Raw genomic sequence first — 10,800 nt, forward strand, 5'->3', positions numbered from 1 at the left:
CCCGGAGGAAACCATGCTTGAGATCTCAAACCTCGCCCTTCCGCTCGATGCCGGGCTCGAAGGCAAGCAAGCTGAAAAGCTCGTGCGTCGCGCCGCAGCCCGAGCGCTCAATATCCCGCCGAACGATATAACCGAAATCCGCCTGCTTAAACGCAGCGTCGACGCGCGCAAAAAGCACGACGTGCACTTCGTGGCAACGCTTGGTGTGGAGATGGCAGGCGGCGCCAAGGCCGAAGCTGTGGCAATCGAGGCAGCGGCGCACCGCAAAGGCGCAGCGAACGTGAAAGCGCATCGGCCTTACGAGCCGCTGCGGGTCCCGCAGGTCGGCGCTTCGCGCCAGGCGCAGGACGAACCCCGCCCCATCGTGGTGGGCACCGGCCCGGCCGGCCTGTTTTGCGCGCTCTACCTGGCGCGCGCCGGTCTGCGCCCGCTCGTGGTCGAGCGCGGCGCGGCGGTCGACGAGCGCATGGCGGCGGTCGACGCCTTCAACGCCGGCGAGCCGCTCGATCCGCACACCAACATCCAGTACGGCGAAGGTGGGGCGGGAACGTTCTCGGACGGCAAGCTGACCACGAACATCAAAAGCCCCTGGGCGCAGCACGTCCTGCACCTGTTCGTGGAAGCCGGAGCGCCCGAGGAGATCCTGTGGCAGGCAAAACCTCACATCGGCACCGATTTGCTCGTGGATATCGTGCGCAACATCCGCAAGCAGATCGAGCAAGCCGGCGGCGAAGTGCGCTTCAACACCCAGCTCACATCCCTGCATTTCGAAAACGGCCACCTAACCCAAGCCGAAATCACCAGATTTGCCACCCAATCCGAACCCACCGTCGAGCTGATCCCCGCAAGCCACGTCGTGCTGGCGTGCGGCCATTCCGCTCGCGACACGTTCGAGCTCGTGCGCGACGCGGGTGTGCATATGGAGCAGAAACCGTTCTCCGTGGGCGTGCGCATCGAGCATCCCCAGCAGCTCATCAACCGCTCGCAATACGGGAAGGCCGCTGATCACCCGGCGCTCGGCGCCGCCGATTACAAGCTGTCGATGCATCTGCGCCCGCAAAAGGGCGAAGAGCAGGGCCGCGGCGTGTACACGTTCTGCATGTGCCCAGGTGGGGAAGTGGTGTGCGCCGCCAGCGAGCCGGAAGGCGTGGTGGTCAACGGCATGAGCCGTTTCGCGCGCGATGGGCAAAACGCCAACAGCGCGCTGCTGGTCGGCGTGGGCCCCGAGGATTTCGACGGCGAAGACCCGCTTGCGGGCATCAAGCTGCAGCGCGAGATGGAGCAGACAGCCTACCGAACCGCCATCGCCGCCGGCGGCGAACCGTATCAGGCGCCCGCGCAAACCGTCGGCGACTTCCTGACGCATCGCGCCGGCAGCCCGAGCAAGCAGGTGAAGCCCACCTACGCGCGCGGCGTCGCATGGTGCGACCTGCACGAGTGCCTCCCTCCGTTCGTAGCGCGCGCCATGGAGCAGGCCCTTCCGCAGCTCGACCGCCGCTTGCACGGCTTCGCCGATCCGCAGGCGGTGCTCACCGGCGTGGAAACCCGCAGCTCAAGCCCCGTGCGCATCGTGCGCGGCAAGAACATGCAGGCCCAACTGGCGGCAGCGCCCGTCTCGGGCTGCCCACAAGGCGGGGCCCCGACGTTCTCGGATTCCCCAGCCGCCAAGGGGCAGCCCGCTGACACCTCCGCGTTCGAGCCCGAAACCGGCCTTTACCCCTGCGGCGAAGGCGCGGGCTATGCAGGCGGCATCATGTCCGCAGCCTGCGACGGCCTGCGCGTGGCAAGCGCCCTGGTGGAAAGCTTGCGGCTCGAATAGGGAAGCGGCCACGAAGCCGCCTTAAAACAGCCATTCATTCGCCCAGCTCAGCAGCCCAATCGAAATCAATCGGCGGTGCGGTCGGCTCTTCGGCCGCCGTGCCGCCGCCTGCGTCCTCGACGCTCTTGCCGTCCCATTGGCACGCGCGCATGTCGACGCGCCCGTCGTCCAAAAACGTCACGCCCTCCGCGGTAAGCCTCGCCCGTTGCTCCTCGGGGCCGCCGAACGCAAAACCTGGCGCAAGCGAGCCATCTTTGAACACCACGCGATGGCAAGGGATCCCCGTCTGAGCCGCGCAATCCCACGGGTCGGGATTCCCGTGCATGGCATACCCGACGAACCGCGCCTTGCGAGGCTGCCCAATCAGCCGCGCGATCTGCCCATACGCCGCAACCCTCCCGCGCGGCACCCGCCGTACCGTCTCATATACCCTGTCATTGAATTCGCCCATGCTTCGCCTTCCGATTCAACACTGCGGCCACATTGTTCGTTCCCGCATGATTATAGGCTGGGAATCCAGCAACTTGGGCAAATCCGCCGTCTTGCGACCATGCGCAATTCTTTGCCGTCCTCTGTCGAAAACTCGGTTAAATCCCAGCTCAGACGTGGTAAAATTATTTGTTCGAAAATTGGCACAGATGGTTGCGCCGGGCATGGTGCGGGCGGCTGGGGAAGGAGTTCGGCCGCTTGGGGGAATGCGGGTGCGAATCCCGCGCTCTACCAGGAACCGTATACGCTGATGAACGGGTTGGCGGCTTAGCTCATGTGCAGGCTCGTCGGCAGGTACCGCCGCAGGCATGCGGGCCGTTCAGGTGAGGCGAAGTCGGAATGCCCATCCATCGCACGAAGCCCTGGAAGAGAGGTTCCGATGACCATCGGCGAATCGCCCGAACGCGCGCAAAACGCGGCGCAAGCTTGCGCGGATCTGCAAGCTACTGCGCCGGCAGGCGCGAAGACCGCATCGAAGGCGCATATGCGGTCGTTGATCCAGCGTGTTATCTCTGCCTTCTTGGCGGTTACGCTGGCCGTCTCTATGACGCCGTCGGCGGCGCTCGCCGAGGCGCAGGGCAGTGTTTCGCCCGTTGCTCAAAATGAAGCGCAGAAGGTTGATGTACTTGATGCTGGGCAAGTTGCGCCGGTGCCTGATTCTACGGAACAGGCAGAAGCTCCATCGTTGCCATCCGTTGCTCAGGGGCCCACAACCGAATCCGACGACAATGACGGGGCAAACGGCATTGTTTCCGATAGCGTTGTTTCGGATGCTGAAAAGGCCGACGATAACGTTGATGCGGCCATTACTGCTGACAACGATTTGCAGGAGGATGCCGATCAACCCGTTGATCAAGCACCCGAGCGGGATGCTTCCCCGGCAGCAACCGAGAAGGCCTCTAAAGAAGAGGCAGCTCCTCGAATCAGCGCAACTTGCTCCGTCATCGGCGTTGATGCTCAGGGCAATCGGCAAACCTGGGCTGCCGCGCAAGGCTTCTCCCTGGAAGAAGGTGCAACTGCGGCAACCTTGACCGAAGAGCTGTTCAAACGTACCGGTTTGAAGGCCGATTACAACCCCAATGGCAGCTGGGGTTGGGCTCTCAACACCATCGCCTCGCCGTTCGATAAGGGCCTCACGCTCGGGTATGACCAGAAGACCGGCAAATATTGGCAGCTGTTCATCAACGGCAAGGCATCTTCGGTCGGCGCGGGCGGTTACGTCCTCGAAGAGGGCGACAGCATTCAATGGGCTTACAGCGCCTATGGCGAATCGGCGCCTACGGATGCTCTTTCGGTGTCGTGCGAAGTCATCGGCCAAGACGCTAACGGAAACCAGCAGATTTGGGCGCAGCCGGCCACCATCGATATGTCTGAGGGGTCCACTGCGGCCGATTTGACGCGCGCCCTGTTCAAGCAGGCGGGCTTGGTGGCCGACATCCAAGATACGGCATATGGCTTCTATCTCAGCACCATTACCTCGCCGTTCGATAAGGGCCTTACGCTTGGCTACGATTCCGCAACGTGGTCTTACTGGCAGCTGTTCGTAAACGGAAAATACGCGAACGTCGGTGCCGATGGCTGCGTTCTTCATGCCGGCGACAAGGTCAGCTGGGTCTACGGCTCCAATGGCACCATGCCCGGGCAGATGAACGTCACGGTCGAGGTTATCGGTCAGGACAGCAACGGCAAGGCCGAACGCTGGGCGCAGCGTTCGCGCAACGAGCTGGCAACCGCATCCTTTGACGATATCTGCTTGAGCTTCTTCAAAGAGTGCGAGCTTGATTGTGAGCTATTCGAACAGGGTTCTGTTTGGGATCTCATTTCCATAACCTCGCCATCTGGCGTTACGCTCAAAGGTGGATGGAACTGCCTGATCAACGGGAAGGCCATCAACAGCGCAGCTGGGCTTACGCTCAAATCCGGCGACACCATTTCCTGGGTGCATGGAACGAACGTGCTTCCGAACCTCGACGAGGTGACGGTCGACCCCTCCGCTCCGCGCCCGGATTGGAAGGCGGATTGGGCTGGCGACCAGTCCCGTCCCACCACAGCGGCAACCCCGACCGACTATATGAAGTCGGACTGGACGCTCGACTACAAGCAATACTCCAGCGCGCAATACGCCAACGCCAGCGAGCCCGTCATCGTAAACGGTTTCGTGTACCTTGCCGTAAACAACCGCTTGCTCAAGATCGATTCGTCTACGGGCGAAGTGGTCGCGCAGGCTAACCTCGTCTCCTCCATCGGCTACACCACGCGCCCCGTTTACGCTCAGGGCGTGATCATGGTCCCGCTTGACGGCGGTGCCGTGCAGGCTCTTACGGCCGACAACCTGACTACTGTGTGGGCCACCAACAAGCTCAGCGATTCGGCGCAGTCTAACTCCGCGATCACGGTCAACGGCAACTATGCGTATGTGGGCACGTGCGACGTGGATTTCGCCGCCGGTACCTACGACAATGGCTTCCTCACCTGCATCAATATCCTTACGGGTGCAGTGGTGTGGCAGCATAACAATGCCAACGAAGGATATTACTGGGGCGGTGCCGTGAATGTGGGTGGCTACACGGTCGTGGCAACCAGCGCCGGCACCGTCGAGGCGCTGAGCGGTGCAGGTTCCGTTATCAGCACGGTTTCCCTTGGCGCGCTGGTGAACTCCTCGTGCGTGGCGTCGGCTGACGGCAAAACCCTGTACGTGATGACTCGCGACGGCAAGCTGCATGTGCTTGCAATCGACGAGCAAGGATCCCTCAAGGAAACCAAGGTCGTCGACCTGGGCCTTTCCGGATGCGCGAGCATGCCTACCGTCAGCGGCAGCACCATGTACGTCGGCGGCGAGGTGGAAAGCGGCGCCGCGGCGCTTGCGATCGTCGATCTGAAGAGCTTCGAGTCAACGCTCGTCACTCAAGCTGATGGTGCTCTGCTGCCTGGAGTCAAGGGGTATGGCGGAATCAAGGCGGCACCGCTAGTGTCCACGCAAAATGGCGAAACGTACGTGTACTTCACGGTGAACTATGGCGAATCCAGCGACTGGGTGAACTACACCTCGGGCGGCGGCGTGTATCGCTATAAGGTCGGCGACACGCAGGCCACGTTGACGTACGATGCCAAGGGCTTCAACAACTATTGCGACTCCCCGGTCATCTGCGATGCCGAGGGCAACCTGTACTACATCAACGACTCCGGCACGCTGTTCAAGCTGGTCGGCGGCGGCGTGAAGCCTTCGCCCGCGCCTGATCCTGCTCCCGCGCCTCAGCCTGGCCCTGCACTGCAGCCTAATCCCAACCCAGATCCGGCTCCCGGTTCCGATCTCGGCACGCAGCCGACGGTTGCCGGGGTGGTCGCCCCTGGATCTTTGCCTGTCGCAGCGGGCGGTGCCGCGCAGCAGGCCGACAGCGTGTCGGCAAGCGCTTCTGCGCGTCAGGGGGTGTCCTCCTCCACGAGCGATAGCGGCACCACTGAACAGCACGCCGCCATTGCCAACAGCTCCGATTCCTCCGACACCGCCGAAAGCGACAATGGTTCTCGCGGTCCCATTTGGCCTTACGTGGTCCTCGGCTTGGGCGTTGCGGGCGTCGTCGGTGCGGGTGTCTGGTGGCTGCTCGCCAAGCGCCGCCAGAACGGCATCAAGTAGGAGGCAGCCATGTCCGAGAACATCAACGAAGCTGCTCATGATGAAATGGCTGCGGCGGGCGATGCTGCCCGTCGCAGCTCGGCGGAAGCGGCGGCTTTGACTGCAGGTTCGACACCCACTGAGCAGCAGCTGCATTCAGGCCCTGCTTCCCGTCTCTCCCCGAAGGTCAAAGGCGGCATCATCGCGCTTTTGGCCGCATCGGTGCTGCTCGTTTCCGTGGGCGCTTTTGCCCTTACGGGCGGCTTCGGGGGGCAAGACGGATCGCCTGCGCAGTCGTCTGCTCAGGGAGAACAAGCTGCGGAGCAAGGTAGCGCAACGGCGACGAAGGTAACCGCCGAGGTCAAGGTGGATGCCGAATCTGAATCCGAGATGCATTCGAAAGGGGAATCCAATTCTCCCGATCAGAACAGCGAATCAGATTCCTCCACTGGGCAAAACGCTGATTCGGATTCAGCCGCTAACGGCAACGGTGGCGTTACGTCCACGGATTCCGGCACCGTCGCAGGTGGCGGCTCCCAGCCTTCCGCCTTGCCGTCGAGCGATTCCGGATCGCAAGCTTCCGGCTCCGGAGGCCAGCAGTCTGCTGCGGCGAACATCGTCACGGTATCGGTGTCGGTTTCCAGCAGCGCCGTCGGCAACCTGGTTTCTGCCAGCGGATCGTACTCGTTCAATCCCGGCGCCACGCCCTACGACGCGCTGTGTGCCCTGGGCTTGTCGGTCAACGCACGCAGCACCGCGTACGGAACCTACGTTGCCGCAATCGGCGGGCTTGCCGAAAAGGAGCACGGCGGAACCTCCGGTTGGATGTACTCCGTCAACGGCAGCACGCCCATGACGGCGTGCACCAATTACGTGCTTTCCAATGGCGATGTGGTCGTCTGGTACTATGTAACCGGCTAGGGAAGCCGTTGTTTGAGAATGCAAGGCCGGGGTGCGCCCCGGCCTTTTCCGTGAAGCTGAGACGACCGCTGCATGAACGCGCCCCCGGCACAGGGGGTGCGCCTCCTGTCTCTTCCGTGGAGCTGAGATACCTTATATGACTTGCGTGTTCCATACTTATCACCCAATCGTCCCCTTTGCCTTCATCGCGTGCGCGCTAGCGCTGAGCATGGGATGCATGCATCCCGTCTACGTGGCCTTGTCCCTTACGGGGGCGTTAGCGTGCTCTGCAGTGTGTCGCGGCAGGCGTGCAACCTTGCTTTCGCTGAGATGGGTCGTTCCCCTCTGCCTTATCGTGGCGGCGGCGAACCCGTTATTCGTAGCATCGGGCTCTACCGAGCTGTTCCGTATCGGGTCGCGAGCCGTATATGCCGAGGCGGTCATCTACGGCTTATGCTCGGGTGGCATGTTCGCCGCCGTGTTCCTGTGGTTCGCTTCCTATTCGGCTTGCCTGGATAGCCAACGCACTATGATGCTGTTCGGACGTCTGCTTCCCGTCGTCACTCTGATGGTGTCGCAGGTGTTGCGCCTGGTGCCCCAATTCGTTTCACGCGGGCGCGCGGTTTTGGCTGCGCAAAACGCTGCCAGCGCCGCGACGGCGCAAACCAAGTGCGAAAAAGCCGCAGCTCGTTTGCGTGTGGTGAACGTGCTCATGGGTTGGGGAATGGAGGATTCCCTTGAACGTAGCGATGCCATGCGCGCCCGCGGCTATAATTGCGGCGCAAAACGCACGTCGTATCGCCGATTCCGTATCGGGCGAGCTGATGTCTGCGTGCTTGTGTGCTTGTTCTTCCTGGTTGCGGCTTCAGTGGCTTGCGCGGTGGTCGAATTATCGGGATATGCGTTCTATCCGACCATGAAAGCCATTGGTCCCTGGTGGCATTTTGTGCCGTATGTCCTGTTCATGCTGTTTCCGGTTGCCCTATCCGTCTTGGATTGGTGGCGTTGGAGGTCGTGTCGATGAATCCTCAAAACCATTCTCTATTCGAAAACAACGCCGCGGTAGGCGACGGCGGTGTATTTGCGGGAAGCTCTGCTGGTCGGGCCTGCGATTGCGCTGATGCCGATCTCGACGCCTGTGGCGCATTCGCGCAACGCTTTGCTTCTAGGGCCCATGCTCGCGCCGATGTTCGTACCGATGCCCGGTTATCGAAATCGCCCAATTCTGTCTCCGAATCATCGGATTCGCCAGTGAGCGATCAAACACCCGAACTCTCTGGATGTTCTTGCGAGACGGTGGTTTGCGATGATGCGTCGCGCATTCCCATTGGCGCTTCTCGTCCCTGCGCCGATGCGACTATAGAATCTCCCGTTCCCGCAGTGCTGGTGCGCGGTTATTCGTTCGCCTATCCTCCCGAAGAAGGCGATTGCTGCGAATCGTCTGCGGTCTTGACTAACGTGAACCTTTGCGTCGAACAAGGGACGTTTTGCGTTCTTGTTGGAGCTACCGGTTCAGGAAAGACCACTCTTTTGCGCTCCCTCAAACCTGAACTCGCCCCGGTTGGCGAATCATCGGGCGACATCTTCGTGCTCGGTTGTGCCTTGAAGCCGCATAAGGCCAGCTGCGCTGCAGACCATCCGGTCGATCAACCCGTGGATTCCGCCGCAAGCTCGATAACCCCGTTGGAATCCGCCCAGCTCATCGGCTATGTCATGCAGGATCCCGTGGCACAAATAGTGTGCGATACCGTTTGGCACGAGTTGGCGTTCGGTCTGGAGAACCTGGGTGTCGAACCGGACCAGATGCGCCGGCGCATCGCCGAGGTCGCGCATTTCTTCGGCATCGAGCCGTGGATCAGGTCGAAAACCGAGGACCTCTCGGGAGGTCAGAAGCAGCTTGTCAACCTGGCTGCCGTGCTCGCGCTGCGCCCCAGGGTGCTGCTGCTTGATGAGCCGACCGCTCAGCTTGACCCCAACGCCGTCAAGCAGTTCCTGTTCATGCTTTCCCGTGTGAACCGCGAGCTCGGCATCACCGTGGTCATGGCCACGCATTCGCCAGAGGATGTTCGGCAGTACGCGACCCAGCGCATCGACTTAAGCGCTCCTGGCCCGATTGGCACGTTCGAGCGCGCAAAAGCCGCGTTGTCTCCGTATTTCGACAGCCGATCCACTCAGCTCGCGGATGCTGACGCGGCGTTGACAGCCCGTGATGTGCATTTCCGCTTCGATCGCCATGCGTCTTGGGTCCTGCGCGGGGTGGAGTTTCGCGTTCGGCAGGGCAGCGTCCATGCGCTTGTGGGTGGCAACGGATGCGGCAAAACCACGCTTTTGCGTTGTCTTGCCGGTGTTCTGACGCCGCAACGTGGCCGCATCGACAATAAGCTAGCGGCATCTCAGGCATTGCTGCCGCAAGATCCCAAGGCGCTTCTAGTATGCGACTCTGTGCGCGAGGAGCTTATGGAATGGGCTTCGCGTTGCGATTACGACGAGCAAGCCGCGCATGTTATGGCGCAGCGTTTCGGCTTGTCCGACCAGCTGAAGCGCCATCCGTTCGACTTATCCGGCGGCCAGCAGCAAAAGCTCGCAATTGCCAAGCTATTGCTTGCGCAGCCTCGATTGCTGTTCCTTGATGAGCCTACAAAGGGTCTCGATCCCGCATCGTCCGCCGATCTTTCGCGCATCGTGAAGGCGTTGGCGGCGGAGGGCAAAACCATTGTCTTGGTTACGCACGATCTGGACTTCGCGTTCGCCACGGCCGATGAGGTCTCCATGCTCTTCGACGGAGAACTTGCCTGCACAGATCCTGTTCAGGACTTTTTCGAACACAACCTCATCTACCGTCCGAATTCCGAGTGCCGTTTCTTCGGGCAAATCACGGAAGATGGTGCAGCTCATGACGAATAGGGAACCAGGGGAGGCCGGGATCTTCGGGCAAAACCCTCAAAGCTCACAACTCGGCGAGCAGCACTTTCCCGCTCGATGCGCTTCGCAAAACGCACCGAAAGTCGTAGAGCGAAACAGCTGCGACATGAAGGCGTCGGACGCCGCGACTCAAAATCCGCCCGTTCGGCATAATCACAATCATCGCGCAAAAAGCCGAATCGCCTTGGAAGCGCTATCAATCTGCGCAACGCCTGCAATCCTGGTGGTATGTACACTCACGAACGCCGACCAAACGGCGCTTCTGTCGCTGGTGGTCGTTCTCGCATCGCTCGGCGTGTTCTTTGCAACATACGAATCCTCGACACCGCGTCTACGCGACATCATGCCGACGGTGGTCCTAGCCGCGCTCGCCGCAGCAGGACGAATCCTGTTTGCTCCGATTCCGGATTTCAAGCCGGTAAGCGCCATCGCTATCATAGCTGGAGTGGTGTTCGGCAGAAAAAGCGGGTTCATGGTGGGTGCATTGGCTGCACTGGCATCGAACTTTTTCTTCGGGCAAGGCCCATGGACCCCATGGCAAATGTACGCATGGGGCCTTGTGGGCTACGGAGCGGGGCTTTTGACGGCAATCTCAGCAAAAGCCCCTAAAACCACCGACAACTCAAGGCTTGCCGAATGCGGGGAAGACCGCAGTTTGCGCAAACAGCCTTTGATTGAACAACATGTTGTAATCATCTATATATATGGATTCGTTTCCTGCCTCATATACGGCTTCATCTTGAACGCATGGAGCATCCTCAGCTTCTATCACGCGCAAGCAAGTGGCCTCGCCGGAATCCTACTGGTATATGCAACCGCTCTGCCATTCGATGTGACCCATGGCGTGGCAACGGTAGTGTTTCTGGCGGCGTTATATGCTCCTTGGCGCCGCAAATTGAAACGAATCAAAAGCAAGTATGGAATGGAATAGGGAAGCACTACCAAGCAAAACACTACATATAGTATGTACGCAAAGAAGCACCAGCAAATATAGAAGCTAATGCCACATATTGTGTACAGGATGTGAAGACCGGCGCAAAATCGCATCAAGGGATTG

7 protein-coding genes are annotated in these 10,800 nt (G+C 60.7%); 6 read left to right on the forward strand and 1 reads right to left on the reverse strand.

The genetic code is table 11. From position 1 onward, the window contains the following. Positions 1-13: 13 nt before the first annotated feature. A complete protein-coding gene (locus RDW26_RS07915) occupies positions 14-1,819 on the forward strand; it encodes an FAD-dependent protein (protein ID WP_307983170.1) in 1,806 nt (601 codons plus the stop codon). Between the two features lie 34 nt (positions 1,820-1,853). On the opposite strand, the gene RDW26_RS07920 is transcribed toward RDW26_RS07915, so the two are convergent. Beyond that, positions 1,854-2,270: an MGMT family protein gene (locus RDW26_RS07920; RefSeq protein WP_374110315.1), complete on the reverse strand. Its 417-nt coding sequence runs from the start codon at positions 2,268-2,270 to the stop codon at positions 1,854-1,856. A 417-nt stretch (positions 2,271-2,687) separates the two neighbouring features. Between RDW26_RS07920 and RDW26_RS07925 the strand changes: the two genes are divergently transcribed. The 5 genes from RDW26_RS07925 to RDW26_RS07945 all read left to right on the forward strand — a co-directional run bounded on the left by RDW26_RS07925 (position 2,688) and on the right by RDW26_RS07945 (position 10,674). Continuing rightward, positions 2,688-5,942, forward strand: a complete 3,255-nt coding sequence (locus RDW26_RS07925; RefSeq protein ID WP_307983171.1) for a DUF4430 domain-containing protein — start codon at positions 2,688-2,690, stop codon at positions 5,940-5,942. Between the two features lie 9 nt (positions 5,943-5,951). After that, positions 5,952-6,842: a DUF4430 domain-containing protein gene (locus RDW26_RS07930; protein WP_307983173.1), complete on the forward strand. Its 891-nt coding sequence runs from the start codon at positions 5,952-5,954 to the stop codon at positions 6,840-6,842. 445 nt (positions 6,843-7,287) lie between these two features. Continuing rightward, the gene (locus tag RDW26_RS07935; protein ID WP_307983174.1) at positions 7,288-7,845 is read left to right on the forward strand and encodes a hypothetical protein; all 558 of its coding nucleotides are present in this window, start codon (positions 7,288-7,290) and stop codon (positions 7,843-7,845) included. Continuing rightward, positions 7,821-9,725 carry an ATP-binding cassette domain-containing protein gene (locus RDW26_RS07940; protein ID WP_307983176.1) on the forward strand — a complete coding sequence of 635 codons (1,905 nt, stop codon included), beginning with the start codon at positions 7,821-7,823 and terminating at the stop codon, positions 9,723-9,725. The genes RDW26_RS07935 and RDW26_RS07940 overlap by 25 nt, the downstream gene beginning before the upstream one ends. Beyond that, positions 9,715-10,674, forward strand: coding sequence for an ECF transporter S component (locus RDW26_RS07945; protein ID WP_307983175.1), 960 nt, complete (start codon positions 9,715-9,717; stop codon positions 10,672-10,674). Before RDW26_RS07940 ends, RDW26_RS07945 begins: the two co-directional genes overlap by 11 nt. Positions 10,675-10,800 lie beyond the last annotated feature (126 nt).

It is taken from the genome of uncultured Senegalimassilia sp., from assembly GCF_902464545.1.
Lineage (GTDB): Bacteria > Actinomycetota > Coriobacteriia > Coriobacteriales > Eggerthellaceae > Senegalimassilia.